This window comes from Peptoniphilus equinus (assembly GCF_027921445.1).
Classification (GTDB): Bacteria; Bacillota; Clostridia; order Tissierellales; family Peptoniphilaceae; genus Peptoniphilus; species Peptoniphilus equinus.
The window spans coordinates 249,562-276,515 of sequence record NZ_CP115667.1; the positions used below are offsets into that span (position 1 = coordinate 249,562).

Annotated in this window: 21 protein-coding genes, 15 tRNA genes, 3 rRNA genes and 1 other RNA gene; 32 read left to right on the forward strand and 8 right to left on the reverse strand. The window is 47.9% G+C overall.

The features are described 5' to 3' along the window. The first annotated feature begins 96 nt into the window (after positions 1–96). The 4 genes from O6R05_RS01230 to O6R05_RS01245 all read left to right on the forward strand — a co-directional run bounded on the left by O6R05_RS01230 (position 97) and on the right by O6R05_RS01245 (position 3,686). Positions 97–390 carry a mannonate dehydratase gene (locus tag O6R05_RS01230; protein WP_271192278.1) on the forward strand — a complete coding sequence of 98 codons (294 nt, stop codon included), beginning with the start codon at positions 97–99 and terminating at the stop codon, positions 388–390. A 60-nt stretch (positions 391–450) separates the two neighbouring features. Further along, entirely contained in the window at positions 451–1,623 is a 1,173-nt protein-coding gene (locus tag O6R05_RS01235) for an iron-containing alcohol dehydrogenase (RefSeq protein WP_271191742.1), read from the forward strand. 67 nt (positions 1,624–1,690) lie between these two features. Beyond that, positions 1,691–3,229, forward strand: a complete 1,539-nt coding sequence (locus O6R05_RS01240) for an NAD(P)/FAD-dependent oxidoreductase (protein ID WP_271191743.1) — start codon at positions 1,691–1,693, stop codon at positions 3,227–3,229. Then, a complete protein-coding gene (locus O6R05_RS01245; RefSeq protein ID WP_271191744.1) occupies positions 3,222–3,686 on the forward strand; it encodes a tRNA (cytidine(34)-2'-O)-methyltransferase in 465 nt (154 codons plus the stop codon). Before O6R05_RS01240 ends, O6R05_RS01245 begins: the two co-directional genes overlap by 8 nt. 524 nt (positions 3,687–4,210) lie before the next feature. On the opposite strand, the gene O6R05_RS01250 is transcribed toward O6R05_RS01245, so the two are convergent. The 3 genes from O6R05_RS01250 to O6R05_RS01260 all read right to left on the reverse strand — a co-directional run bounded on the left by O6R05_RS01250 (position 4,211) and on the right by O6R05_RS01260 (position 6,769). Then, entirely contained in the window at positions 4,211–4,375 is a 165-nt protein-coding gene (locus O6R05_RS01250; protein ID WP_271191745.1) for an IS3 family transposase, read from the reverse strand. A 124-nt stretch (positions 4,376–4,499) separates the two neighbouring features. Then, complete coding sequence (locus O6R05_RS01255) at positions 4,500–5,915, reverse strand: helicase HerA-like domain-containing protein (protein WP_271191746.1); 1,416 nt, start codon at positions 5,913–5,915, stop codon at positions 4,500–4,502. Positions 5,916–5,965: 50 nt separating this feature from the next. Continuing rightward, positions 5,966–6,769 carry an NAD(+)/NADH kinase gene (locus O6R05_RS01260; protein ID WP_271191747.1) on the reverse strand — a complete coding sequence of 268 codons (804 nt, stop codon included), beginning with the start codon at positions 6,767–6,769 and terminating at the stop codon, positions 5,966–5,968. An 82-nt stretch (positions 6,770–6,851) separates the two neighbouring features. Here O6R05_RS01260 and O6R05_RS01265 point away from each other — a divergent pair, with 82 nt between their 5' ends. The 23 genes from O6R05_RS01265 (at position 6,852) to O6R05_RS01375 (ending at position 17,515) form a co-directional block, all read left to right on the forward strand. Continuing rightward, positions 6,852–7,697, forward strand: a complete 846-nt coding sequence (locus O6R05_RS01265; RefSeq protein ID WP_271191748.1) for an RluA family pseudouridine synthase — start codon at positions 6,852–6,854, stop codon at positions 7,695–7,697. Between the two features lie 28 nt (positions 7,698–7,725). Continuing rightward, positions 7,726–7,902, forward strand: a non-coding RNA gene (ssrS, locus tag O6R05_RS01270) — 6S RNA. 153 nt (positions 7,903–8,055) lie between these two features. Continuing rightward, a complete protein-coding gene (locus O6R05_RS01275; RefSeq protein ID WP_271191749.1) occupies positions 8,056–8,613 on the forward strand; it encodes a YtxH domain-containing protein in 558 nt (185 codons plus the stop codon). A 13-nt stretch (positions 8,614–8,626) separates the two neighbouring features. Beyond that, positions 8,627–9,121: a hypothetical protein gene (locus O6R05_RS01280; RefSeq protein WP_271191750.1), complete on the forward strand. Its 495-nt coding sequence runs from the start codon at positions 8,627–8,629 to the stop codon at positions 9,119–9,121. A 475-nt stretch (positions 9,122–9,596) separates the two neighbouring features. Continuing rightward, complete coding sequence (locus O6R05_RS01285) at positions 9,597–10,604, forward strand: LacI family DNA-binding transcriptional regulator (protein WP_271191751.1); 1,008 nt, start codon at positions 9,597–9,599, stop codon at positions 10,602–10,604. 1 nt (position 10,605) lies between these two features. Continuing rightward, positions 10,606–11,124 (forward strand): helix-turn-helix transcriptional regulator, encoded by a 519-nt coding sequence (locus tag O6R05_RS01290; protein WP_271191752.1) that lies wholly within the window; start codon positions 10,606–10,608, stop codon positions 11,122–11,124. A 308-nt stretch (positions 11,125–11,432) separates the two neighbouring features. Beyond that, positions 11,433–12,958 (forward strand): 16S ribosomal RNA (locus O6R05_RS01295). 139 nt (positions 12,959–13,097) lie between these two features. Continuing rightward, positions 13,098–13,173, forward strand: a tRNA-Ala gene (locus O6R05_RS01300). 173 nt (positions 13,174–13,346) lie between these two features. Continuing rightward, positions 13,347–16,194: ribosomal RNA gene (locus O6R05_RS01305) — 23S ribosomal RNA — on the forward strand. Positions 16,195–16,214: 20 nt separating this feature from the next. Further along, positions 16,215–16,330 (forward strand): 5S ribosomal RNA (gene rrf, locus O6R05_RS01310). Together the 16S, 23S and 5S rRNA genes with 14 tRNA genes alongside form the textbook arrangement of a ribosomal RNA operon. 11 nt (positions 16,331–16,341) lie before the next feature. Further along, positions 16,342–16,416: transfer RNA gene (locus tag O6R05_RS01315), tRNA-Asn, on the forward strand. 4 nt (positions 16,417–16,420) lie between these two features. Beyond that, a tRNA-Leu gene (locus O6R05_RS01320) sits at positions 16,421–16,509 on the forward strand. A gap of 8 nt (positions 16,510–16,517) precedes the next feature. Beyond that, a tRNA-Met gene (locus O6R05_RS01325) sits at positions 16,518–16,594 on the forward strand. Between the two features lie 26 nt (positions 16,595–16,620). Beyond that, positions 16,621–16,695, forward strand: a tRNA-Glu gene (locus O6R05_RS01330). A 15-nt stretch (positions 16,696–16,710) separates the two neighbouring features. Then, positions 16,711–16,786: transfer RNA gene (locus tag O6R05_RS01335), tRNA-Val, on the forward strand. 11 nt (positions 16,787–16,797) lie between these two features. Next, positions 16,798–16,874, forward strand: a tRNA-Asp gene (locus O6R05_RS01340). 18 nt (positions 16,875–16,892) lie between these two features. Continuing rightward, a tRNA-Tyr gene (locus O6R05_RS01345) sits at positions 16,893–16,978 on the forward strand. Positions 16,979–16,982: 4 nt separating this feature from the next. Further along, positions 16,983–17,058 (forward strand) — tRNA-Thr (locus tag O6R05_RS01350). 46 nt (positions 17,059–17,104) lie between these two features. Beyond that, positions 17,105–17,178, forward strand: a tRNA-Gly gene (locus O6R05_RS01355). Between the two features lie 4 nt (positions 17,179–17,182). Continuing rightward, a tRNA-Arg gene (locus tag O6R05_RS01360) sits at positions 17,183–17,259 on the forward strand. A gap of 6 nt (positions 17,260–17,265) precedes the next feature. Beyond that, positions 17,266–17,341, forward strand: a tRNA-Gln gene (locus O6R05_RS01365). A gap of 4 nt (positions 17,342–17,345) precedes the next feature. Continuing rightward, positions 17,346–17,421, forward strand: a tRNA-Lys gene (locus O6R05_RS01370). 5 nt (positions 17,422–17,426) lie between these two features. Beyond that, positions 17,427–17,515, forward strand: a tRNA-Ser gene (locus tag O6R05_RS01375). 206 nt (positions 17,516–17,721) lie between these two features. Here O6R05_RS01375 and O6R05_RS01380 read toward each other — a convergent pair. Next, the gene (locus O6R05_RS01380) at positions 17,722–18,018 is read right to left on the reverse strand and encodes a hypothetical protein (protein WP_271191753.1); all 297 of its coding nucleotides are present in this window, start codon (positions 18,016–18,018) and stop codon (positions 17,722–17,724) included. A 115-nt stretch (positions 18,019–18,133) separates the two neighbouring features. On the opposite strand from O6R05_RS01380, the gene O6R05_RS01385 reads away from it, so the two are divergent. After that, positions 18,134–18,222: transfer RNA gene (locus O6R05_RS01385), tRNA-Ser, on the forward strand. Positions 18,223–18,807: 585 nt separating this feature from the next. Here O6R05_RS01385 and O6R05_RS01390 read toward each other — a convergent pair. From O6R05_RS01390 to O6R05_RS01405, 4 genes are all read right to left on the reverse strand, one after another. Beyond that, positions 18,808–19,659 (reverse strand): MerR family transcriptional regulator, encoded by an 852-nt coding sequence (locus O6R05_RS01390; RefSeq protein WP_271191754.1) that lies wholly within the window; start codon positions 19,657–19,659, stop codon positions 18,808–18,810. 305 nt (positions 19,660–19,964) lie between these two features. Beyond that, a complete protein-coding gene (locus O6R05_RS01395; RefSeq protein ID WP_271191755.1) occupies positions 19,965–21,365 on the reverse strand; it encodes an MATE family efflux transporter in 1,401 nt (466 codons plus the stop codon). Beyond that, positions 21,355–21,786: a MarR family winged helix-turn-helix transcriptional regulator gene (locus O6R05_RS01400; RefSeq protein WP_271191756.1), complete on the reverse strand. Its 432-nt coding sequence runs from the start codon at positions 21,784–21,786 to the stop codon at positions 21,355–21,357. The genes O6R05_RS01395 and O6R05_RS01400 overlap by 11 nt, the downstream gene beginning before the upstream one ends. Before the next feature lie 533 nt (positions 21,787–22,319). Next, positions 22,320–22,943 (reverse strand): hypothetical protein, encoded by a 624-nt coding sequence (locus O6R05_RS01405; protein WP_271191757.1) that lies wholly within the window; start codon positions 22,941–22,943, stop codon positions 22,320–22,322. An 85-nt stretch (positions 22,944–23,028) separates the two neighbouring features. On the opposite strand from O6R05_RS01405, the gene O6R05_RS01410 reads away from it, so the two are divergent. From O6R05_RS01410 to O6R05_RS01425, 4 genes are all read left to right on the forward strand, one after another. Next, positions 23,029–24,339, forward strand: a complete 1,311-nt coding sequence (locus O6R05_RS01410) for a CCA tRNA nucleotidyltransferase (protein ID WP_271191758.1) — start codon at positions 23,029–23,031, stop codon at positions 24,337–24,339. A gap of 2 nt (positions 24,340–24,341) precedes the next feature. Further along, the gene (gene glmM, locus O6R05_RS01415; RefSeq protein WP_271191759.1) at positions 24,342–25,685 is read left to right on the forward strand and encodes a phosphoglucosamine mutase; all 1,344 of its coding nucleotides are present in this window, start codon (positions 24,342–24,344) and stop codon (positions 25,683–25,685) included. An 8-nt stretch (positions 25,686–25,693) separates the two neighbouring features. Next, the gene (locus O6R05_RS01420; RefSeq protein WP_271191760.1) at positions 25,694–26,533 is read left to right on the forward strand and encodes a DegV family protein; all 840 of its coding nucleotides are present in this window, start codon (positions 25,694–25,696) and stop codon (positions 26,531–26,533) included. A 139-nt stretch (positions 26,534–26,672) separates the two neighbouring features. Beyond that, a complete protein-coding gene (locus tag O6R05_RS01425) occupies positions 26,673–26,951 on the forward strand; it encodes a Veg family protein (RefSeq protein WP_271191761.1) in 279 nt (92 codons plus the stop codon). Positions 26,952–26,954: the final 3 nt, after the last annotated feature.

Below are 26,954 nucleotides of genomic sequence, written 5' to 3' on the forward strand. Positions count from 1 at the left end.
AAGTGTAACATCGTTGGATAATCAACTTCGTTAAGGGCTTCAAAATCTGAGTGATGGTCGTTAGGCTCGGATCAGAATAATGATTTACCTGCCATTATTACAGAGTTTGTAAAAAAAGATCGTGTGGCGTGTGCACATGGGCGCAATATTAAATTTGAGGGGGAACACAAATTTTATGAATCGGCGCACTTGACTTCAGAAGGCAGTTTGGACATGTATGCCATCATGAAGGCTTTGTTTGATGGCGGATTTGACGGCTATATTCGGCCCGATCATGGGCGTATGATTTGGGCAGAGACAGGTCGTCCTGGATACGGGTTATATGATAGAGCGTTGGGGTTGACGTATTTGAATGGTATTTGGGAGGCGTTGGAACGACAATCGAAATAAGATTGGGTAAGAATAGACTATTCAATACAGCACAATGTGCAAGGAATTACGGAGGTTAACATGAAGGACTTTATCTATCATAATCCCACGAAAATATTTTTCGGCACGGATCATGCTCATCGTATCGCTGAAGAAATTAAAACGTATGGCGACAGTGTGCTTATGGTTTACGGAGGCGGCAGTATTAAGACCAACGGTGTGTATGATGACATTAAAGGGGCGCTTCTTGACGGCGGCTTAACTGTGACGGAGCTCTCCGGAGTACAGCCGAATCCGCGTGTGGCATCGGCAAGAGAAGGCATTCGTCTTGCGCGTGACAACCAGGTGGACTTTGTCCTTGCTGTAGGGGGCGGTTCAGTGATTGATTGTGCCAAGCTTATCTGTGCAGGTTTCTATTATGACGGCGATCCCTGGAATATCGTCACAAAGGGACATGGTGCGAAAGTGGAACGTGCCCTGCCGCTCGGGTCCGTTCTGACGTTATCCGCTACCGGATCTGAAATGGACTCAGGTTCTGTGATTACCAATCCTGATACCCAAGAAAAATTGGGTTGGGGAACGCCTTTGGTGCAACCGAAATTTTCATTGTTAAATCCGGCCTATACCAATAGTGTCAATCCGTGGCATACTGCGGCAGGGCTTGCCGACATTATGAGCCATACCATGGAAAACTACTTTACTGTCTATGACGATGCATTTATGCAGGACTCGTTTGCTGAAGGCATTTTGAAAACTTGTGTGCATTACGGCCCTGTGGCATTACAGGAGCCGGATAACTATGAGGCGCGTTCCAATATTATGTGGGCTGGCACGTGGGCAATTAACGGTCTGATCGACACCGGCAAACCGACAGCTTGGAGTGTGCATCCTATGGAACACGAGCTGTCCGCATTTTATGACATCACTCATGGTGTCGGCCTTGCCATCTTAACTCCGCGGTGGTTGCGTCACGTCCTGGATGAGACGACAGCGCCGAAAATTGCACGCATGGGTCGGCAAGTCTTCGGCCTTGTTGAATCCGACACGATGAAAGCGGCCGACGCCGCCATCGATGCGCTCTACCACTTCTTTGAAAGTATCGGGATCCCAATGCACTTGAAGGATGTGGGTATTGATGATACGCAGCTTGAAGCGATGGCGGCAGCGTGCCTGGTTCACACTAAGGGCACTATTCACGGCTTTGTCGATATGAATGAAGAAGATGTGCTTGAGATTTACAAGGCGTGCCTATAAAATAGAATAAGACATCGAAAAATAGTAGCTGTGAAGCTACTATTTTTTTCAAAATCAGGAGAGCACAGTGATTAAAATTAATAACATTCGAACGGCTTCAGGCACTCGGGAGGCCATTCAAAAAAAGGTTGATCGGCTGCTGCGTGAGCAACACGTCCCGTTTCACATCTATCGGCAGAGCCTTGATGCCAGAAAAGGTATCGTCTACAACACCGCTGTCGTGGTGGATCGGGATGCCACGGCGGCGCTTTTAAAAAATAAAGATATACAGATCTATGAGGAGGACGACTTCACTATTGATGTGACACGTCGCCCGAAGCATGTAGCCGTTGTCGGTGCCGGACCCGCCGGCCTTTTTGCGGCGTATATTCTCACTACTTACGGGGTGGCGGTGGATCTTTATGAACAAGGTGCCGACATCTTGACACGAACTAAGGATGTGGACGCACTCCTGGCAGGCCGTGGCCTGAACGAGGATTCCAATGTGGCCTTTGGAGAAGGGGGCGCCGGTACATTTTCCGATGGGAAGCTCACTGCCCGGTCGAAGGATCCGAGGGTTCGGGAGGTGCTTGAGATTTTCAGGGAACACGGGGCGCCGGAAGCTATAAGTTATGAGGCGAAACCCCATATCGGCACGGATCTTCTGCGAGGTATCATTATGTCCATGGGAGACTATATTCGTGATCACGGCGGCGCTATTCACTATCACGCTAAGCTTACGGATTTGACTCTGGAAAGCGGACAGGTGACCCGTTACACGATTAATGATACGGCCTATCCCGCTCATGAGGTAGTGCTTGCATTGGGCAATGGCGCTCGGGCGACATTCGCCTGGCTTAAGGACAAAATCGCCATGGAGAGTAAGCCTTTTGCCGTGGGATTTCGCATTGAACATCGCCAGACAATGGTGGACCGCGCTCAATATCACGTGGAGAGTCGCCGGTCTCTGCCTCCGGCAAGCTACGCCCTAACTTATAATGATAAGGTGTTGAATCATGGGGCCTATACGTTTTGTATGTGTCCGGGCGGGTATGTCATTGACAGCTCCAGTGAGGCCGGACATCTGTGTGTCAACGGGATGAGCTATCACAAGCGCAGCGGCGACAATGCCAACAGCGCCCTTATTGTCACGGTGGACAGTGAGATTTTTGGTGAGGGTGTTTTGGCCGGAATGGATTTCCAACGGGAGATGGAGCGAAAGGCTTACGCCCTTGGGGGCGGCAAAGTGCCGGTACAGCGCCTTGGCGATTTTATCGACAATGTTCCGACGACACGTTTTGCCGGTGTAGAGCCTACGGCACAACGATGGGTCGCTACGAACCTCAGAGGTATTTATCCGCCGGTTATTGATGAGATGATTATTAAAAGTGTGACTGCCATGGGACGGCAGTTACACGGCTTTGATGATCCTGACGCTGTCTTAAGTGGTGTGGAGACACGCTCCTCAAGTCCTGTGCGCATGGTGCGCGATGGGTTCGGACGTGCTGTGGGCGTAGCCAATCTTTACGTTTGTGGAGAGGGAAGCGGCTACGCCGGGGGCATCGTATCCTCAGCGGTGGACGGTATCAAAGCAGCTGAAACTATTTTAGGAGGCAACCATGCTTAACATTGTGCTCTATGAGCCGGAAATTCCACACAATACCGGAGCTATTGCTCGCAGTTGTGTACTGACCGATACGAAACTTCATTTAATTAAGCCGCTGGGGTTTTCCATTGATGACAAATATCTCAAGCGATCCGGTCTGGATTACTGGCCGTATTTAAATCTCGCCGTCTATGATTCCTACGCCGATTTTTGCGAACAAAATCAGGATGCAACCATCTACTATGCCACGACCAAAGTGCCCAACAACTATACCGACGTCACGTATCATGACGGTGACTATATTATGTTTGGTCCAGAGACACGGGGGATTCCGGAATCAATCTTGTTTAACCATCCGGAACACTGCGTGAAGATCCCGATGGTCACGTCGCTTCGCAGGAGTTTAAACTTAGCCAACGCTGCGAATATTATTTTATTTGAAGCTTTACGGCAACTGGATTTTCCTGACTTGGGATAATGAAAACACACCGTGCTTAGAATTAAAATAGTAAAGTTCTCAGTTGGATGAGGAGATTTATTTTATGAATAATAAATTCTTAGCGTTCTTTACGTGTCATCATTTATCTTATAGGAGCTGTTTTAATCATAGTATCCAACATATTATGAAAATATGTATTTAGCTAAAGTGGCTGCGGTTCTTTAGATGTTATTTGGGTTTAGTATTATTTTGTCGTTCATTTTTAAAAATTTTTCGAAATGAATTAAGAAAAATACTGTAAACTGTGTTTTTTAGTTCGGAGACATTGAACGTTAGTCCGACAGCTCCAGCAGGGGCATGAAACCTGACAAGAGTATTATTGTACTATACTGCGCTCTTATCAATGGAAGCAGGGGATACTTCGTTCATAAAGACGTCTTTGCGTGGAGTTTTTGGTTCTAAAAATGAAGCCATTAGTGTGGAACTAAACAGTCGGCCTAGAGAGATACGTACACTGGTACGTATCTCTCTTTTTGTTTATCTAAGGGCTGGACTGAGGCTTTTTACGGCTGATGATGGACAACAGGACTTAACCTATCCAAGGGTTTTTTACTTCGTTCTTTGTGGTAGGAGCGGATGTAGTCTGTAACGGTTGTTTCTAATTTTTCGTAGCTGTCGTCGATTTGGCTAGGGGAATTTCTTGTCTCATCATGGCAAAGAAGTTTCAAAAACGCGCTGCGACTATTTTCATTTTGAATGCCAAGGCTTAGATAAGGATATAAAACCCCCTAAAGATGGAATTCTTGATCCAACTTTAGGGGGTCAGTTCATGCGGGGTGTGTTTATCACCATTTAGCGTTTGCGCAGGGATCCCATAAGTCCTCGTGCGAGGGATGAGCCGATGGAGCGGGCAATACTTCGGGTAAAGGAGGAGGCCACACTGTCGAGGATGGAGGCGCCGCCTCGCTGTGGTGTTTTTTTCGCCGAGTTGGAGGTCCGTTGTGCACGTGCTTTTAAATATTCGTAAGCTGACTCTCTGTCAACGCTCTCGGCGTAGTGATGGAAGAGCGGGTCATTCTTTACGGTTTGTTCCAATGCCGTGTCGGTGAGAGGCTCAAAGGATGAATGAGGCGGCGCTACGGTCACGACATCGACAGGACTAGGTGCGCCGTCTGAATCTAGGGTGGAGAAGAGGGCGACGCCGGTGCCGAGCCGGGACAAGGCATCTTCAGTGTTCAAACCGTCGCGAGGGCGAAAGGTTTTTGCCACGGCACGCACCGCTTTCTGTTCTTTGGGAGAATAGGCGCGAAGGTTGTGAATAATCCGTGTGGCGAGCTGTGATGACACGGCGTCCGGCACATCGAGAGGGTTTTGTGTCACAAAGACAATTCCCACACCTTTGGAGCGAATGAGACGGACAACTTGTTCGATTTTTTGGAGCAGAGCTTTCGGGGCATTGTCAAAAAGCAGGTGTGCCTCGTCAAAGAAAAAGACGAGCTTCGGCTTGTCAGGATTGCCCACTTCAGGGAGCTGTTCAAAAAGTTCGGATAACATATAGAGCATGAACATACTATAGAGGGTCGGATGTGCGATAAGGGTTTGACTTTGGATGATGTTGATGGTGCCCAAACCCTCACGGGTTTCAAAAAAGTGCCCAATATCTACTGGCGGTTCACCGAAAAAGGCATCGGCGCCGTCGTGTTCCACTACGATCAGGCGTCGGTCAATGGCGTTTAAACTGGCGGTGGTCAGCGCGCCGTAGTTCGCTTCCAAGTCCTTGCGGTGTGTGATGACAAATTGAAGCATGGCTTTTAAGTCCTTGAAATCTAAAAGCAACAGTCCAGCGTCATCTGCGATGTTAAAGACGGTAATCAGGTGCGCTAACTGGGATTCGTTCAGCTCCAGAATTTGACCGAGCAGCAGCGGGCCCATATCTGATACGGTGACTTTTAAGTGGAGACCTTTGAGGCCGGCTGTATCCCAAAATCGTGTGGGATAACCTTGAAAGACAAAGTCTGATGTGCCGACGGTCTTGAGTCGTTCGTCGATGTCGGGGTTCGTCGTGCCGGGGCGTGTCAGTCCGCTGAGATCTCCTTTCACGTCGGAGAGAATCACAGGGACGCCTTGGGCACTGAGCTGTTCTGCTAAAACTTTCAAGCTCACAGTCTTTCCTGTGCCTGTTGCGCCGGCTATCAGTGCGTGTTTGTTCAGTTGATTGAGTGCTATCGTGGCAGGCTCATGGCCTTTGCCGAAAAACAGTGCCTCCATAGTAACCTCCTTATGTGGTCGTGATAAAAAGAAAAGAAGCCGAGGGCTTCTTAAAGAAATTTGCTCTTTACATTATCCCAATAGGACTCGTTGGCAAAGGTGAGTTTTTTGATGGTCTTACCGCTCATGCGCAGATTCACTCGTTTCAGTCCTTTGAAGCTGAACTCTTCGCCGTCGACGAGGAGCAGATTTGATGAAGCATAGCGGCGCTCCGGCACCAATGAGATGACGTAGTTACCCGGCACGACCACCGAACTCTTCAATGAACGGTAGGCAATGCTGTGTACCGGTGCGATAGGCGTGAGCTCCAGGACGTTGATGGAAGGGTGAATGATGGCGCCGTTATTGGAAAAGTTATAGGCTGTGGAGCCTGCGGGTGTGGAGACCAACAGACCGTCGCCGGAAAATTTTTCCAAATGCGCGCGGTTGATAAAGACGTTGCAGTGAATAATCTTTGAGTGGTCGGCTCGGAGTACGACTTCATTAATCGCATTTAAAATGAAACTTTTTTTCTGAGTGAAGACTTCCGCACCTAAGGCTTTGATTTCTTCGACCTCGTAATGACCGTTTTTATAGCTGTCGACAAACTCGGGCAGATGATCCGGGCTGATTTCCTGAAAAAAACCCAAGTGCCCTGTATTGACACCGACAAAGGGAATATCTGAAAAATTATTTTTGTGGACGGCCTTGATAAAAGAGCCATCGCCACCAATGCACACCGTGAGTTCAGCCTCATCGGAAAACTTGGTTGTCGGTGTGTAGCCGGCATCCAAAAGCAGCTGAATCAGTTTGGAGGTGGTTCGCCGTGAATCATAATTCGAGTTGGAAACAATATTGATAATTTTTTCGCTCAAAGTAGCCTCCATGTATTTTCCGTAATTTCATATAAAACAATGATATAATAAAAATTATAAAAGATAAAGAGAAAGAGGAATCATGGACAGCTTATATTTCATTGCGGATCGTGAGACAAAACAGAAAGCTTTTTTAAAAACACATATTTCGTCCCGCTTTTTAAAAAGCGCCATTGAACACGGACAGATTTATAAAAACGGTGTTCAGACCACCACCAACGTGTCACTTGTCCCCGGCGATGAACTGCGAGTGGACTTCAAAGATGAAGCACCAAACGGCAGTGTCGAGCATGTGCCCATTGACATTGTCTATGAAGATCAGGATGTCTTGGTCATCAATAAACCGCCGTTTATGGTGACGCACACCTCCCGTGACGATCTGGAAGGGACGCTGCTCAATGCGACGTTGGGTTACTTCGAACGTATTCATCTCAAGCGCAAAGCACGCTTCGTCAATCGCTTGGATCGGGACACGTCAGGACTGGTCATTGTGGCGAAAAATCCTTATGCCCACAGTCTGATAGCCAAACAGTTTCGTACGCATGTGGAAAAAGACTACCTGGCGTTGGTTCTCGGTACACCGGAGGACGGTCTCATCGATGCACCGATATTGCGTGCTGAGGACGGCGTGCGGCGCATTGTCCATCCTGACGGCAAGCCGTCTCAAACTGGGGTGAAAGTATTGAAATCTTTTGACGATTACAGCTTGGTGCAGCTGCGTCTCTACACCGGACGTACACATCAAATTCGGGTGCATATGGCACATGCGGGCCATCCGATTCTTGGCGATACACTTTACGGCACAGACGACAGATTGCCCCGTCAGGCCTTGCACTCCTTCAGTTTGAAGCTCAAGACACCTCGTTCGGGATGGGTGATGGTCAAGGCGACATTACCGGCCGATATGCGGGCACTCTTAAAGAATTGAAAATCTCAGTGCGGTGAGGTATAATAAAGATACTCTACGGGAAGCGCATTCAGCTCATTTAATTCAACCGACAAAGAAGATCCGGGGGACAGCGTAGGTGAGGATAACAGGCCTGCCTGGCAGGAAGTTAGCAATCATCTATCAGTCCACCCACCTAACGATGGGGCGGGTCTGAATTAATGGGTCACGCCCCTGTGGAGCTTTTTTATACAGTATTTGACAGACACCGGCAGGCTTCCGGTGTTTTTTTGATGTCAATATAGTCACACTGTGAAAAAAATATGATTGAGCTATTGCTTTTCGGGTATATAATGATCAACAAAGAAACTGAATTTCATCGAAAAAAGGAGAGATAAAGATGAGTTTATTTGATTATTTAGAAGACAGACGTCGTGAAGCACAACTGAAACGCCAAGCCAGAGATTTAGGTAAAGTCGTTGCCGGAGCATCCGTAGGTGCTATCCTGGGCATTCTCTTTGCACCGCAATCCGGTGAAAAAACTCGTGAACAAATTGGCGAAAAAGCTATGGAAACCAAAGAATATTTGGAAGCTGCCGGCCAAGATGCTGCAGATTCACTCCAATTCAAAGCTTTCCAAGCTCAAGAAAAAATTAAACAAACTTACAGTGACTTGAAAGAAAAAGCAGAACAAAAGTCTGCTGAACTCGCCGACGACATTGAAGTAGCAAAGGCAAAAGGCCGTGCCATTGGCGAAATCGTTCGTGAAGATGCGAAAAAAGTCAAATACGAAAACGAAGATGTCGCTGAAGTTGTTAAAGACGGTGCCAACGATGTGAAGAACGACCTGAAATATGGTGTGAGCAAAGTGGCTGAAGACGTCAAAGACGCCGCTAAAGAAATTAAAAAAGATGTCGACAAGACACAAAAGAAAGTTGAAGATAAAAAGAATAAGTAATTAGGAGGTTAACATGCAAGCGACCATTACACTTCATGATTTACTCAGAATTGTACTCTATTTGGCGGGAGCTGGTGTTTTAATCTACCTCATACTCGTTTTAAAAAATGTACTGGGTATCGTTAAGAAAATCAACGACACGATAGAAAACAATCAAGAAGTCATCGACGATACCATGAAGAAAATTCCATCCCTAACCACCAACGCTGTGGAAATCACTGACAACATCAATCTGATCAGTGGTGAAGCTACCGAGCTTGTCGTAGTAGCTCGTCCGGAAGTGGAAAAACTCGTAGGCACAGTAGGCACCATCACCAATACTGTGGACGACATTTCCCGTTCGGTAGATCATACGGCATTAAAACTCACCAGCACGATCTCTAATGTGACGGATTCCGTGTCCGATACGGCGAAGGTTGTGTCCTTAAATGCTAACAACGTCGTAGACTACTTCTATATCCTCAGAGAAGTTTTAGAAGCTCTGCGCGATGTCTTCCTTAGAAGTTAAGACGCACGGAAACATGAAAGCGAAATTCGAAAAGAGTTTCGCTTTTTTTGCGTCTGTGTGAAAAATTTTCCCCAAAAGGGAAAACCTTGTTATAATAAGAGTATAAACTATCGTTGCCGATCTTTAATTCGGCGATGAGCAAGCTGAAAAGAGCTTAGAACTCGAGTCACTTGTGTCGTCAGGGCAGTTAAATGACATCTCGGGGACTGCGGTTGGGGCGAGCGCTTTACATAGGAACGTGTCACCGCCGTTTGCCTCAGACGAGGTGTGGACCGGGGTCGGTTGATGGTCGGCAAGAGACTGTTACGGTTTGTAGGCGGCCTCTTTGTGGCAGTGTGAATGACGTCCGGTAGTCGAAAGACGACACGCCTTTGACGACACACCTTCATTTGATGCGCAACCTGCCAACCATGTGAAGGAAAACTATTAGCTCGATGCCACAGACCATGTTTATGAAATTTAAAGGAGGATTGTTTTGACTTCAACCATTAAAGATGTAGCCAAAATGGCCGATGTATCCATCTCTACCGTATCGCGCGTGATAAATGATTCAAAACCTGTTAGTCCGGAGGCGCGTCGCCGCGTACTTCACGCCATTGAGGTGTTGGATTATCGCCCTAATGAGATTGCTCGAAGCTTAGTCACGAAAAAATCCAACGTTATCGGAGTCATCGTCGATGACATCGGTTCCCCCTACGTATCTCGAATCTTGCGCGGCGTTGAAGAAGTGGGGCGTATGTACAACTATGACCTTTTAATTTCCAGTTCGTTTGGTGACGCTGAAGCAGAACTGAAATTTGTCAAACTGCTCACCCAAAAACAAGTGGAAGGGATCATCGTGATTTCCACCACGTACAATCAAAAACTCATCTACAAATTAGAAGATTCACGCATACCGTTTATCAACGTTAATAAATACTACGACTTCTCCGAAGGTCTGGGTATTCAAATCGATTACGAAACCGTCAGCGAAGCGATGATTCATTACCTGGCTGAAGAAGGACACAAGAAGATCGCAGCCGTGGCCATTCAAAAAGACATCGACCGCACGCAGGAACGTCACAAAATTCGCGGCTATGAAAAAGCGATGAAAGACATCGGTGGCAGCAGTCGTGTCATCTATACTGCAGGTATTGGCGAAGCTGATATTGAAGCTGTGGCGCTGCAGATCGACGGGGCCGTCAAAGACGGTGTCACCGCATTTTTCACCACGCAAGATGAAATTGCCATCCACACCATCAACTATCTGGTCGACCACGGCATCAAAGTTCCGGAAGATGTCTCTGTCACAGGCTTCGGGGGCACGGCCATCGGATCCATCTACCGTCCGAAACTCACCACGGTGAAGATTTCATATTATGATATCGGCGCCATTGCCATTCGTAGCATCTTGAAGATCATCGAAAAAAGTGACGACAATCATGAACCTGTCCTGCTCCCTGTACAGCTTCTCAAACGGGACAGTGCAGGTAAGGCAAAATAATATGGACTACTATGTGGATCTGCCATGGCCTGTAGTAAAGCGAGGTTATGAGGCAATATTTGAAGCGTTGGGGCACACTGCCGCGGCGCAACCTTTACCATCCACGATATTGATAACCACAAAGACCACCCCTCGGCCGAAAACCGTGGTGGTCTTTTCACATACTATAGAAGCCTTGACTTCACCAAGTCCCGTTCGACTCAGTCTCATGAGCAGCGAGGCGGACATTGAACTTGCTTTAAACGCTGTTGTCAAAGGCGCATCATACACCGCTGAAGACATCAGAAACGAAGAGGTGAGCCGGAAAGCGGCGAGAGAGCTTTTATACACATTGAGTCCCAGAGAACGCGCTTTTATTACCTACATTAGAGAAGGTGCCAGCAACAAAGTGATTGCGAAAGCACTCTATCTCAGCGAGAAAACAGTGAAGAACAACCTTACAGCCCTCTATTGCAAACTCGCTGTAAAAAACCGCGGTGAACTGATAAAAAAGTGTAAAAACTTATTGACAGATGAATAGCACGATGATATCATAGTAAAAGTCAACTGGTGATTCGGTTTGAAAAGAAAAAGAAAAAAACAACTTGACAAACCACTTCAGAAGACCTATTATATAAAAGCTGTGTTGACACGGCAGCGGCAATCGAGCTGAAAAGAAATGAAAAAAGTTCTTGACAGAGAGAAACGGCCGCGATATAATAAACAAGCTGTCTCGAAAGAGGTAGCACTGAACCAAGATAATTACATAGTGTAGAAAACGAAAAATCATAAGCAAGCAAGCTTAGCGGAAAAGTCAGTGAAACAACTGAAAGCTAAGGACAAAAACTTTTTATCGAGAGTTTGATCCTGGCTCAGGACGAACGCTGGCGGCGCGCCTAACACATGCAAGTCGAGCGATGAATCACACACAGAACCCTTCGGGGTGACGTGAGCGAGGATTAGCGGCGGACGGGTGAGTAACACGTGAGCAACCTGCCTTTGACACGGGGATAGCCACCGGAAACGGTGATTAATACCCGATAACATCGAATTGACACCTGTCGAATCGATCAAAGTGCCTAGCGGTCAAAGATGGGCTCGCGGCTGATTAATTAGTTGGTGAGGTAACGGCTCACCAAGATAGCGATCAGTAACCGGCCTGAGAGGGTGAACGGTCACATTGGAACTGAGACACGGTCCAAACTCCTACGGGAGGCAGCAGTGGGGAATATTGCACAATGGGGGAAACCCTGATGCAGCGACGCCGCGTGAGCGAAGAAGGATTTCGATTCGTAAAGCTCTGTCCTATGGGAAGATAATGACGGTACCATAGGAGGAAGCCCCGGCTAACTACGTGCCAGCAGCCGCGGTAATACGTAGGGGGCGAGCGTTGTCCGGAATCACTGGGCGTAAAGGGTTCGCAGGCGGTCATGCAAGTCCGATGTGAAAGGCAGAGGCTCAACCTCTGTAAGCATTAGAAACTGTATGACTTGAGTAGTGAAGAGGTAAGTGGAATTCCTAGTGTAGCGGTGAAATGCGTAGATATTAGGAGGAATACCGGTGGCGAAGGCGACTTACTGGTCACAAACTGACGCTGAGGAACGAAAGCATGGGTAGCAAACAGGATTAGATACCCTGGTAGTCCATGCCGTAAACGATGAGTGCTAGGTGTCGGAGAATTTCGGTGCCGCAGTTAACACATTAAGCACTCCGCCTGGGGAGTACGTGCGCAAGCATGAAACTCAAAGGAATTGACGGGGACCCGCACAAGCAGCGGAGCATGTGGTTTAATTCGAAGCAACGCGAAGAACCTTACCAGGGCTTGACATACTAGTGACCGGTGTAGAGATACACCCTTCTCTTCGGAGACACTAATACAGGTGGTGCATGGTTGTCGTCAGCTCGTGTCGTGAGATGTTGGGTTAAGTCCCGCAACGAGCGCAACCCTTACCTTTAGTTGCCAGCATGTAACGATGGGAACTCTAGAGGGACTGCCGATGATAAATCGGAGGAAGGTGGGGATGACGTCAAATCATCATGCCCTTTATGTCCTGGGCTACACACGTGCTACAATGGTCGGAACAAAGAGCGAGCAAGTCAGTGATGCCAAGCAAATCTCAAAAAGCCGATCTCAGTTCGGATTGTTCTCTGCAACTCGAGAACATGAAGTCGGAGTTGCTAGTAATCGCAGATCAGAATGCTGCGGTGAATGCGTTCCCGGGTCTTGTACACACCGCCCGTCACACCATGGGAGCTTGTAATACCCGAAGCCGGTGAGCTAACGAAAGAAGCAGCCGTCGAAGGTAGGATAAGTGACTGGGGTGAAGTCGTAACAAGGTAGCCGTATCGGAAGGTGCGGCTGGATCACCTCCTTTCTAAGGAAAACCGAAGAACCTTATGTGTCTAAGGACACGTCAGGTTCGGGTTACAATCAAGTCTTATGACTTTCGTTCTACACTATGAAATTATATATCTTGATGCAGAGACTTATCAATTAAATAACCAATCTACCGTGGGGGTGTAGCTCAGTTGGGAGAGCACCTGCCTTGCAAGCAGGGGGTCAGGAGTTCGAATCTCCTCATCTCCACCATTGTCAAGTTAAGACTTGACACCACTTCGGTGGAAGCTCGTTATGAGCATTGAACCATGAAAACTACACAATCATATGAAAACACAAGAGAAGACAAGTCAAAATTTCTAATATAAGAACAATTGACAATCTTCACTGGATAAAATGCAGTCAATACAGAATTGATTAGCAAAGGTCAAGTAAAAAAGAGCATTAGGTGAATGCCTAGGCACCAAGAGGCGACGAAGGACGTGACAAGCTGCGATAAGCTACGGGGAGGCGCAAATAGCCATCAATCCGTAGATGTCCGAATGGGGCAACCCACCTCGTACGAGGTATCCTTAAGTGAATCCATAACTTAAGGAAGCGAACCGGGTGAACTGAAACATCTAAGTAACCCGAGGAAAAGAAAGAAACATCGATATTCTCAGTAGCGGCGAGCGAACGGGATAGAGCCCAAGCGTGCAGACGATAGATACGGTTAGTCCAATTACCTGGGAAGGTAAGCCAAAGAAGGTAACAGCCCTGTCAGCGAAAACCGGACACTATCAGCACAAGAGAGTACCACAGGACACGAGAAACCCGGTGGGAAGACGGGGGGACCACCCCCCAAGGCTAAATACTACTTGGTGACCGATAGCGAACCAGTACCGTGAGGGAAAGGTGAAAAGAACCCCGAGAGGGGAGTGAAATAGAAACTGAAACCTAATGTTTACAAGCAGCGAAACTGGCACAAGCCAGGATCGTGTACTTTTTGTAGAACGGGCCAGCGAGTTATGATACTAAGCAAGGTTAAGAAGTAAAGCTTCGGAGCCGTAGGGAAACCGAGTCTTAATAGGGCGAGAGTTTGGTGTCATAGACCCGAAACCGTGTGATCTATCCATGGGCAGAGTGAAGTCGGAGTAAAATCTGATGGAGGCTCGAACCGGGTAACGTTTAAAAGTTATCGGATGACCTGTGGATAGGGGTGAAAAGCCAAACGAACACGGAGATAGCTGGTTCTCCTCGAAATAGCTTTAGGGCTAGCCTTTAGTGAACAATGATGAGGGGGTAGAGCACTGACTGGTCTAGGGGGCAATAGCTTACCGCGACCTATCAAACTCCGAATACCAAATCAAGCACTAAGGAGTCAGACTATGTGGGATGAGCTTCATAGTCGAAAGGGAAACAGCCCAGACCACCAGCTAAGGTCCCAAAATAATAGTTAAGTGGGAAAGGATGTGGAGTTACTCAGACAACCAGGATGTTGGCTTAGAAGCAGCCATACATTTAAAGAGTGCGTAATAGCTCACTGGTCAAGTGACTCTGCGCCGAAGATAACCGGGGCTAAACTATATACCGAAGCTGTGGATCCGTAAGGATGGTAGAGGAGCAATGTGTAAGAGACGAAGCAGAAGGCGTAAGCCACTGTGGATTTTACAGAAGAGAGAATGCTGGCATGAGTAGCGAGAGGTGAGTGAGAATCTCACCCGTCGAAAACCTAAGGATTCCTGAGCAAGGCTCGTCCACTCAGGGTAAGTCGGGACCTAAGGCGAGGCTGAAAAGCGTAGTCGATGGCAAACAGGTTGAGATTCCTGTACCGATAGGAAGCGTTCACGTAAGTGGGGACGCAGGAGGATAATAGAAGCGCCCAGTTGGTGCGGCGTGCAAGCACAAAGGTGGGACACGAGGCAAATCCCGTGTCTAGTAACACTGAAGTGTGATGCGGATCGAAAACAAGTAGAGAAGTCTATGAATCCACACTGCCAAGAAAAGCCACTATCGAGTAACCTATCGCCCGTACCGCAAACCGACACAGGTAGGTGAGGAGAGAATCCTAAGACGCGCGGAAGAACCTTTGTTAAGGAACTCGGCAAAATGACCCCGTAACTTCGGGAGAAGGGGAGCCCTAGCAATAGGGTCGCAGTGAAAAGGCCCAAGCGACTGTTTACCAAAAACACAAGTTTCTGCCAAGTCGAAAGACGACGTATAGGAGCTGACACCTGCCCGGTGCTGGAAGGTTAAGGGGAAGAGTTAGCGCAAGCGAAGCTTAGAACTGAAGCCCCAGTAAACGGCGGCCGTAACTATAACGGTCCTAAGGTAGCGAAATTCCTTGTCGGGTAAGTTCCGACCCGCACGAAAGGTGTAACGATTTGGGCACTGTCTCAACAAAGGATCCGGTGAAATTGTAGTAGCGGTAAAGATGCCGCTTACCCACGACAGGACGGAAAGACCCCGTGGAGCTTTACTGTAGGTTGACATTGGATTTTGAGTTTGAATGTACAGGATAGGTGGGAGACAGAGAACTAAGCACGCCAGTGTTTAGGGAGTCACCGTTGGGATACCACTCTTTTAAACTTAGAATTCTAACCTAACCCCTTGAATCAGGGGAAGGGACACTGTCAGTCGGGCAGTTTGACTGGGGCGGTCGCCTCCGAAAGAGTAACGGAGGCGTTCAAAGGTTCCCTCAGCACGGACGGAAATCGTGCGAAGAGTATAAAGGCAAAAGGGAGCTTGACTGCGAGACCAACAAGTCGAGCAGGTGCAAAAGCAGGACTTAGTGATCCGGTGGTACCGCGTGGAAGGGCCATCGCTCAACGGATAAAAGCTACCCCGGGGATAACAGGCTTATCTCCCCCAAGAGTCCACATCGACGGGGAGGTTTGGCACCTCGATGTCGGCTCGTCTCATCCTGGGGCTGAAGTAGGTCCCAAGGGTTGGGCTGTTCGCCCATTAAAGAGGCACGCGAGCTGGGTTCAGAACGTCGTGAGACAGTTCGGTCCCTATCCGTCGTGGGCGTAGGAAATTTGAGAGGAGCTATCCTTAGTACGAGAGGACCGGGATGGACAAACCGCTGGTGCATCAGTTGTCATGCCAATGGCACGGCTGAGTAGCTAAGTTTGGAAGGGATAAGAGCTGAAGGCATCTAAGCACGAAGCCCCCCTCGAGATGAGATTTCCCCATAGATAAGACCCCTTGAAGAAAATGAGGTAGATAGGCTCAAGGTGGAAGCGCAGTAATGTGTGGAGCTAATGAGTACTAATCGGTCGAAGACTTGACCAAAGCATATGATTGTGAGTTTATCCGGTATCCATAGTATGAAGGACACACCTGTACCCATTCCGAACACAGAAGTTAAGCTTTAATACGCCGATGGTACTTGGCTGGAGACGGCCTGGGAGAGTAGGTTTTGCCGGATTATATTAATAATCTTAGGTAGCTCAAAGGTGGAGCAACCGGCTGTTAACCGGTAGGTTGTGGGTTCGAGTCCCACCCTGAGAGCCAGAATGCCGGGGTGGCGGAACTGGCAGACGCACAGGACTTAAAATCCTGCGGTGGTAACACACCGTACCGGTTCGATTCCGGTCCTCGGCACCAAATATTGACGCGGGATGGAGCAGTCCGGTAGCTCGTCGGGCTCATAACCCGAAGGTCGTAGGTTCGAATCCTGCTCCCGCTACCATTATAAATAGTTATTTGGTGCTTTAAGGCCCTGTGGTCAAGCGGTTAAGACACCACCCTTTCACGGTGGTATCCCGGGTTCGATTCCCGGCAGGGTCACCATTACTTCACTGATATGGGCGCTTAGCTCAGTTGGGAGAGCATCTGCCTTACAAGCAGGGGGTCATAGGTTCGAGCCCTATAGTGCCCACCATATTATTTTGCGGCCTGGTAGTTCAGTTGGTTAGAATGCCAGCCTGTCACGCTGGAGGTCGTCGGTTCGAGCCCGATCCAGGTCGCCAATTTATTTTTAATAGCATGGAGGAGTTCCCGAGTTGGCCAAAGGGGACGGACTGTAAATCCGTTAGCTTCGCTTTCAGTGGTTCAAATCCACTCTCCTCCACCAATATGCTGGTGTAGCTCAATTGGTAGAGCAACTGACTTGTAATCAGTAGGTTGGGGGTTCAAGTCCTCTCACCAGCTCCATTATTTTTCATAAGTATTAAGGTTGAAATTGATCAGTAACTGATCTGCGGGTGTAGCTCAGTGGTAGAGCCCCAGCCTTCCAAGCTGGTTGCGAGGGTTCGATTCCCTTCACCCGCTCCACTATGCACCCATAGCTCAGTTGGATAGAGCAACGGACTTCTAATCCGTGTGCCGGGGGTTCGAATCCTCCTGGGTGCACCAAAATATTGGGGCGTAGCCAAGTCGGTAAGGCATCAGACTTTGACTCTGACATGCGTAGGTTCGAGTCCTGCCGCCCCAGCCAATATGACCCATTAGCTCAGCCGGTAGAGCACTTGACTTTTAATCAAGGTGTCGCGCGTTCGAGTCGCGCATGGGTCACCATAAATGGAGAGGTACCGAAGTGGTCATAACGGGGCGGTCTTGAAAACCGTTAGGGTGCAAGCCCACGTGGGTTCGAATCCCACCTTCTCCGCCAGTCGAATTTAAGCATGGAATCATAGTTGATATGGTTTCATGCTTTTTTGGCGTTTAAGCGAGTCATGAATTCATGAAGACAAGCCGAGGAAAGTGCGTTATGAGTAAGATTTCTTCTATAAAGAGGTTTAGGTAAATAAGAAAAACCACCGAAGTAAACGGTGGATGTTGATTAGCATGAAACCTATGAGCTGAGCAGCTTGTGAATCAATTGGGGAGTTGTGATGTATCCAGTGTCAATATCGTCATGAACAGAAATTTTTCGGCATCCATTATGAGGTCATGTGTCTCAATGTGATAGAAACCCGGTATGTAAAAGATCAAGTCAGCTTGATGATACGTGTTGTAGATGTGGCCGTTTCGTGTAGGACGGCCAAAGTGTACTTTGGGAGTATCGACGCTAATATTGCAACCGCATCCGTTAAGAGACGGCGCAATAGTGAGTTCACTTTGATTCTTTGAATGAATATAATCTATTGCTTTTTGCGTTAAAATAAGAGCCATACAATCACCTTGCTTATTTTTACCCAATTTTACATGCTTCAGAGAGTCCGGTGAAGAAGGTTAATTTCAGATAGTGACAGAGGTTTTTATTTGTGATATGATAACTTCTATACTTGGAGGGATACCGAAGTGGTCATAACGGGGCGGTCTCGAAAACCGTTCGGGTGCAAGCCCACGAGGGTTCGAATCCCTCTCTCTCCGCCAAAGAACTCGGACTTCGGTCGGAGTTTTTTTATTGCGAATCAATAGGCTTCTCTCACGACGTCGAGATTATCTATTTACATCCTAAGCTTGGTAAAGTGTTTGGATGACTTGGATGGAAGTCGAATTGTGCAGAGTCATCAGTTTTGTGTGAGCCGGTTGTGCGGCGCAGTATAGAGTTTCACGTTGGCTTTTTGTTTGTAGCAGTACCGTTTTTCATTAGAGGCTAGGGGCGTGCTAATCTTTTTATAACAGAATAGAGCCTTTGGCCTTTCTTTTCATTTTGTTTCGCTAAGCTTTTTAGATTTTTGAGAGATGGTGCCTTGGTTATTCGGGGCAAGGGTTAATAGATACAAGACCTGGTCAGCTGCTGCATTGGGCAAAAGATGTTTAATGATCATCCTTCAAAATTAGGCGAGTTTTCAGGACTATATCCCCTAAGAAACAGATGTTGTTTGTGGTGTGGTAGTGCTAAAATTTGTTGATGCCGTGGAGATTCTATTCGGGAAGTGCTCGACGTCTTGCTTTTAGGGTCTTAAAAAGACAGTCATGTCTTAGAATGACTGTCTTTTTTATAGCTGGAAGCTGTTAATCAGGTCGTGTGCTCTGATACACCTCATTGGCTTGTAACAATTTTTCATAGAAGTCGTTGTAGCTTGGACTTAATTGTCTAAGCAGTGGGATTACAATGGCATAATAGTTGTTGTCTTTCATAAACTTGTGGAGCTTATCTTGAATGTGTTTCATAGTGCTATGTTGATAGGCGTTGCTATGTTTATAGGCCTCATACTGTGACAGACTGCTCCTATTTGCTTTTAGCCAGTCGTCAATAGTTTCAACGGCCTGGACTTTATCTTTATTCAATTGTTGCAGTGTCGGCATATCAAAGGTTGAGCTGACGGCATCCAGATAATTTTGCTCCTCCTGAGTCAATTCAAACGACGGTAGGTTATCTAAATAAGTTACCAATTGTTCATAGGCCTCGTTTCCTGCTGTGTCTAAGGGAGCGTTTAAAAACGGCTGATAGGCGGCAAACAGCATTTGTCCGAAATATCCGGGAAACGACTGCGTCAATCGTTCATAAATTGATTCTTCTGCTTCAATCTGCCGGAGTTTATCGTCAATACTTGCTTTACGTTCTCCCTGTACGATGAGTTTAAGGATGGTGTGTCGTTTTTCTTCCATAGCTAAGTGATGTTGTTGTGTTCTTAAAATGGACGATAGGGAATTTTTTGCAGACGAAAGATAGGCTTCTATCTCAGTGACGCTCAGTCCAACTTTTCTAAGTAGGGCAACTTTAGTTAAAATGGCCACATCTTTCTCGCTGTAATTCCTATAGCCATTTGCTGATTTTTGAGGCTGTAGAAGTCCCTTTTGCTCATAGTATTCGATAGCTTTTCGGGTTAAACCGGTTTTATTCTGAATTTCATGTCTCAACATGGTCAATGACCTCCTTTAATGACAAGATAGCACGGTCCCCAACGGACAGGTCAATAGATAGTGTATCGTTTATTTTCTACAGTACAATGGTAGCTGTTACGACGTCCGTTATCATTGTCAGGACGCGGGGCGATAGGTGTTCTTGCCTTTAGTCTATTGTAAAGGTGGGGTTAAAGTGCTGAGAAACCGTGCTGCATCCGGAAACGGCGGCGGTGTTTATTGAGATTCGGAGGGAAGACGGTTTGTTGGATTCGATTCGTGAGGATGTGAAAAAAGCGTGATGTCAATGACGTCACGCTTTTGTGTTAGGATCTTGCTTTTTCTTCCGCCTTTAGATGGACGGCAAGTAAAACCGCCGAGGTGATAAAGGCGAGGAAGTCGGCGATAGGACCGGCATAGAGAATGCCTTCAATGCCCATAAATCGCGGCAGTATCAGTAGTAGAGGCAAAAGATAGATGATTTGCTTTGCAAGAGATGCCATCGCCCCCAATTTTGGCTTACCAATGCCGGGGAAGTAGGTGGCAATGGAAATTTGAAAACCGTTGATGAAGACAAAGAAGAGGAAGATACGCAGGAATCGTGTGGCAAATTCAATATAGAGCGGATCACCGGTTCCGAAGATGCTGATAAGCACTTCCGGTGCAAATTGAAAGACCAGAAAGGCGACAAAAGAAATCGCAAAGGCACAGCTGAGCAAGAGCTTTAAGGCGGACTTGACCCTATGGAAGTGATCGGCGCCGTAATTGTAACTGAAGATAGGTTGCGAGCCTTGAACCAGACCTAAGAGAATGGCCAGATAAACCACGTTAATCTTCATGCCGATACCTGCCGCGGCAATAGGGATGTCACTGCCGTATTTGGACATAGCGCCGTAGGCTTTGAGAAGATTGTTGGTGGTGACCTGAATGATCAAGTTGGAGAACTGAAAGACGAAGGACGTCAAACCCAGAGAGAATACTGTGGTCATCACGTGAAGCTTCGGACGAAAGTCCTCACGGTGCAGTTTAATGCTTTTAAATCGTGGTAGATAAAGCACCAAGAGGATGGAGGAAACGCACTGTCCAATGACGGTGGCGATGGCGGCTCCGGCAATGCCCCAACCGAAGACACCGATAAAGATGGGATCTAGGATCGTATTTAACAGTGCACCGGTGACAATGGTTGCCATGGAGTAGACGGGACTGCGGTCGGCCCGGACTAAAGGATTCATGCCGATGGAGAACATGAGAAACGGAATGCCGAAGGATGTGATGCCGGCATACTGTGATGCATAGGTCATGGTTTGTCCTGTGGCACCGAAAAGCGTCAGAAGAGGTTCTAAAAAGATCAGGATAAAGACAGTGATAATCAATCCGCCGCCAAGTAACATGGTCACAGCGGTACCGACGGTTTCACGTGCCACGTGAGGATGACCGCGACCCAGTTCCAGGTTGAAGTTTGATGCCGCCCCAATGCCGGTGGTAAGACCTATGGCAAGGCAGAGCGTTGTGAGAGGAAACGCGACGCTGGTTGCGGCGTTGCCCATGTAGCCAACCCAGTGGCCGATAAAGATTTGGTCCACGACGTTGTAAAGGGCGTTCACCAAGTTGGCGATGATAGCCGGAATGGCCAGAGAAACCAGAAGTTTAGAAATGGATTCATACCCTAAAGGGTTGCGCATATCGATATCATTGGATGCGTTTTGAGCCTTGGTCTTACTTGACATCGGACTCACCTCCTACACAAGCTTTTTCCAACAGTTTTAAGAACAATGCGGCTTCATCGTCCGTGAATGACGAGAGCAGCTGACGATCTGCATCTAAAATTTGAGGGCGCAGCGACTCGATAAAAGCCGTACCTGCCTCGGTGATGTAGAGCGCATAGGCGCGCTTATCTGATGGTATTTTGCACCGCTTGGCAAAACCTTTGTCTTCCAATTTGTTTAAGGTCTGACCGATGACGTTGCGGTCCTTGTGGTTGAGATCAGCCAGTTCTGCCTGTGTTCGGCCGGGATATTTTTCAATCAGGATCAGTGTGATGTAGTTGTCGTAGGTAATGCCGGTATGGGCAAAGACATCTTTGAGTGATTCTAAGAAACGACCTCGCAGCACCCTCATCTGATAGTTGATCGTGTGTTCAAAATTCAATTAATACACCTCACATATAATCATTGTTATACACAATACAGTATACATATTATTTTTGCAAGGTATTTGTTGAAAAGTGCAGATAAAATACACCGATTTATACACTCACAGATAGAATCAGACAGCAAAGCATAAAGCAGTACATATAAGCATTGTGCACTGTTGGCGGACGGTCTACGGTACCTTGGTGGTTCATACATTCGGTGAAGGAGGCGGCGGATTGTCGAGATTGTGACGTGTGAAAGGAGGCAAAAGCCCGGCATACTAGGGGGCGGCCGGATAGTGACGCAGGCTGTCTTTATTCACTTGTTTCAGCGATACATCTGACTTGACAGGGCATGTCTGTAGAACTGCAGTCATACAGGCTGGGATACCGGTGAGGACGACGACGCTGTGGCAGCATCTGCGGCAGAACCTGAGTCTACTATGACGGGAAAAGGATGAGCGAGAGGTTACGACGTTTACAAAAAAGAGGCATTGAAGGAGTGAGTGACAAAAGAAAACCGCACTGACAGTCAGTGCGGTTCGTGTCTTTATTTGGATTTTGTGGTGAGGGTTCGTGTGGATTCTTCGGCGTCTTTTGTAGCATCGGCTTTGGCGTTATCGGTCAAGTCCGTCGTCGTTTTACGTTCCACACTTGGCGTCTCTTTCTTAAAGGTCTTTTTAATGTAAGCTAAACGCTCATCGTCGCTGCCTTCAAGTTCAATAAACGCACTGTCTTCCGCCACGGGCTGAATTTTACCATCGGCACCGTCAATATAGAAGAGAAGATATTCTCTGTCGCTTTTTACGCCTTTAGGAAGCTCCATAGCGATATTGGACAGATCCCCTTTGTAGTCTTCCAAATAGGTGATGTCCTGCGCATCGGCAGCGGCTGTGATGCGAACGTGGGAGATGTAGTCGGCGTGCTCCGCAAGGGAAGAGAGCTCATCCGCGTCCACCTTTGTCTCATCCGCGTCGGTCGCTGTCGTTTTTTCGTCAGACCGGTCGCTGTTCTTGGCATTGGCAGCGGCGGCGTTCCCTTCGTTTTTGGTGAGAACTTCCACATTCGACGAGTCGGTGGATTTAATTTCCGTATCGTTTGTCGCCTTGTCACCTTTACCGCAGGCACTTAGGAGTAAGGCGCACATAAGTAATGCAACAATATTTTTTTTCATAAAGCCTCCTTAGTTAAGCTTATTATACCATATATCGCCATCAGTTCACGCCTTAAGATATGGTATAATAGAAAGGGTGAAAACTATGGATCAAGCGGCAAATGAACTTCGTACACGACTGATTAACCAAGGCTATCCGACTTACTTTGTAGGCGGGTGCGTCCGGGACTATCTCCTTGGAGTGACGCCGCATGATTACGATTTAACGACCCTTGCCCGGCCGGAGGATATCAAGGCTGTGTTTTCAGAGTACCGCTGCATTGAGCTCGGCGCACAGTACGGCACCATCGGCGTGGTGGTTCAGGGACAGGTCTATGAGATTACCACCTTTAGAGCGGATCTGGACTATACGGATCATCGCCATCCTGTCGTACAGTTTGCGGACACTTTGGAATCGGATTTGAGTCGTCGTGACTTTACCATCAACGCCATGGCCTACGGGGACACTGTCGTGGATCTGTTTGGCGGTCAGGAGGATCTCAAAGCACGACGCCTTCGCACAGTGGGTAATCCCGTACGCCGTTTTGAAGAGGACGCCCTGCGCATGGTGCGCGCCGTACGCTTTGCCACGGTATTGGACTTTATACTGGATTCCACGGTGATAGCGGCGATCCGAAAATGCGCCGAACTGATTGAACACGTAGCTCGGGAGCGGCTTCGCGGGGAGCTTGAGAAGATTCTTCTCAGTCCTCGCGTAAAGCGCGGGTTTGAACTGTTCGAAGAGACGGGACTGCTGCGCTACATTGAGCCGGCATTGGCGCGAACCGTCGGCTACGATCAGGGGAATGCCCATCATGCGTATTCGCTTTTCGAGCACATCTTACGTGCCACCGAACAGGTACCTCGCCGGCTTGCGCTTCGCCTCGCCGCGCTGTATCACGATACGGGGAAGGTGGCTACATGGACCTTTGACGGCGAAAAAGCACGCTACTTTCATCATGAAGCGGTCTCTCAGGCGATTGCAAAGCAGTCGATGAAAGCTTTTGGCTTTGATAAAAAGACGGTGGAGACCGTCCTTGTGCTCATCGGCGAGCATATGAAGCTACAGCCGGTAATGTCGGATAAGGCGTTAAGAAAACAGATTCGCCGTGTCGGGATAGGGCGGGTTGATGATCTCTATGCCCTCTTTCGGGCCGATCGTCTCGCCACCGCGCGGGACGCCGACATCAGTGATATCGAGGCGAACTATAGGCGGATACAGCAGCTTAAAGACGAGCCGATCACATCCGACAGATTTCTTGCTATTAATGGCGATGATATTAAAGCTTTAGGGTATGAAGAAGGAAAAGAAATCGGTATCATCCTCCACCACATGGAGGAGTTGGTCTTGGAAAATCCTAAGCTCAATCAGCGGGACACGTTGATTGATTGCATTAAAAAATATACTAAGAGGTAAATATGGGAAAACTATTTGGAACAGACGGCATTCGCGGCATTGCGAATCTGGAGCTGACCCCGAGTCTGGCCTATAAAGTAGGGCGTGCTGCGGGTTATGTGCTGGCAAAAGACAGACAAGGCACCGTCCTTGTGGGACAGGATACCCGACGAAGCGGCGAGCTTCTAAAAGCGGCGCTGGTGAGCGGACTGATGTCGATCGGTTTGAATGTAGAGACCGTGGGCGTGATTCCGACGCCGGGCGTAGCGTATCTGACGCGCACACAGGACTATCTTGCTGGCGTCGTCATCAGTGCGTCCCACAATCCGTTTGAACACAACGGCATTAAGTTCTTCTCTCATGACGGATTCAAACTCCCCGATGAAGTGGAGGATCAAATCGAGTCCTATATTTTTGATGATACGAAAATTTATAAAAATGCAACCCACGAGGATGTGGGCACGATGGTTTACCGGCCTGAGCTGGTAGGTGATTATGAGCGTTATTTAACGAGTCTTGTGGATGTGGATCTTTCAGGGAAGACCATCGCCATCGATGTAGGCAACGGTGCGCTCTACAACATTGCAGACAAGGTGCTGAGCGCCTTAGGGGCCACCGTCTATGCCATCAATGATACACCAGACGGCACGAACATCAATCGCAACTGCGGCTCCACCAACCCCGAATTGATTCAACAGTTGGTCAAGGACAAGGGCGCTTTTATGGGGATGAGCTTCGACGGTGATGCCGACCGTATCATTGCCGTAGACGAAACCGGCGAGGTCATCGACGGGGATCATATTCTCGCCATTTGCGCCATGAGTCTGAAACAGGAAGGCAAACTTAAAAACAATACTGCCGTGGGCACTATCATGTCCAATATCGGTTTGAAGCGCTTTTTGGATGAATGCGGGATTAATCTCGTACAGACCAAGGTCGGTGATCGGTACATTTTGGAAGAAATGCGAGCTCACGACTATATCATGGGGGCGGAGCAATCCGGCCACGTGGTCTTTTTGGATTACAACACCACCGGCGACGGACTGGCCACGGGACTGCATCTGCTTGAGATCGCAAGCCGCTCAGGTAAGACGTTAAGCGAGCTGAATCAGCTGATGACCTCTTATCCTCAAGTGTTGGAAAATGCACACGTGCGACCGGATTTAAAGCACAACTACATGGATTTTCCTCAGATTAAAGAGCGCATTGAAGCCATTGAAGCGGAGTTTAACGGCACCGGCCGGGTGGTCATTCGTCCGTCAGGCACCGAGCCCATGGTTCGGGTCATGATTGAAGGTGAAGATGAGACGCTTCTCACACAACGGGCACGTGAACTCAAAGAACTCATAGAAACCACACTGAATTAGGAGGAGCGATGAGCTATAAAATTATTACGGATACCTCATCTGATGTGTCCATAGCACAGCAACAACGGGACGGGATTATCAACGTACCCTTTAAAATAACCATTGACGGTGTGGAATACATCGACGACAATGATTTGGACATGGGCGCCTTTGTTGATGCGATGACAAAGACCAACAACGCCATCGTCACCTCCTGTCCGTCACCCTATGACTATCAATCGGTACTGGAGACTGTCGAGGAAGAGGAAATTTTTGTGGTGACGATCTCTTCGAAGCTCAGTGGGTCTCACAACGCGGCACACAGTGCCATTGACGCCTTTCTCAGAGCACACCCCGAGAAGAAAGTTGCCCTTATCGACTCCAAAGCCGCCAGTGCCGGACAACTGGCCGTCATCTTAAAGATGCAGGCGATTTTGAGCGAAGAAGGTACTTTTGATGAGCATGTGGCACGGATTCGCGAGGCGGTGGAGGACACACGCACCTTTTTCATCCTGGAAAGCTTCGACAATCTCATTAAAAACGGCCGTATGAAAAAGACTACCGGTCTGGTGGCCTCCGCACTTAACATTCGTCCGATTATGAAAGATGACAACGGAGAAATTGCTTTACATGAAATTAACCGAGGGTTTAAAAAGTCCCTCTTGAAACTGGGACAGGAACTCGGTACGTTGGTGGATCATGTCGAGGATCGGGTGGTGGTCATTGCCCATGCGGAAGGCTTGGAGAAGGCTGAGTTCTTAAAGAAAAAGTTGGAAGAAGTTGCCAAATTTAAAGATGTGATTATTGTCAGGACTAAAGCCTTGGCGACCGGCTATGCAGATTTAGGCGGTATTGTTATTGGCGTCTAAAAGGGATCCCCTGCAAAAAAGTTGTAAAAATTATTGACAATGGAAGAATTATTTCGTATAATTTAAAATTTGATTTTTTGATGCCTGTTTGATATAATAAAGTGGATAGTATAACTGGTGTTTAGAAGGGTGGTCATCAATGAATCAAATGAATTCCATCAAAAACGAACTGCAAGCAAATCTCGGGAAGAAAGTTATTATTAGAGCCAATAAGGGGCGCAAGAAATTTGTGACGCGACGCGGGCGTCTGGACTCCGTCTATCCCAGCCTCTTTTCAGTAAGTGTAGAAAATGGTAACGACATTACCACAGCCACCTTTACTTACTCTGATGTGCTCACCGGTACCGTCCGTGTCACTATTTTAGAAGATGATGTGGAATTCAGCGACGTGACGAAAAGGACTCAAAAAATTTCGTAAAGA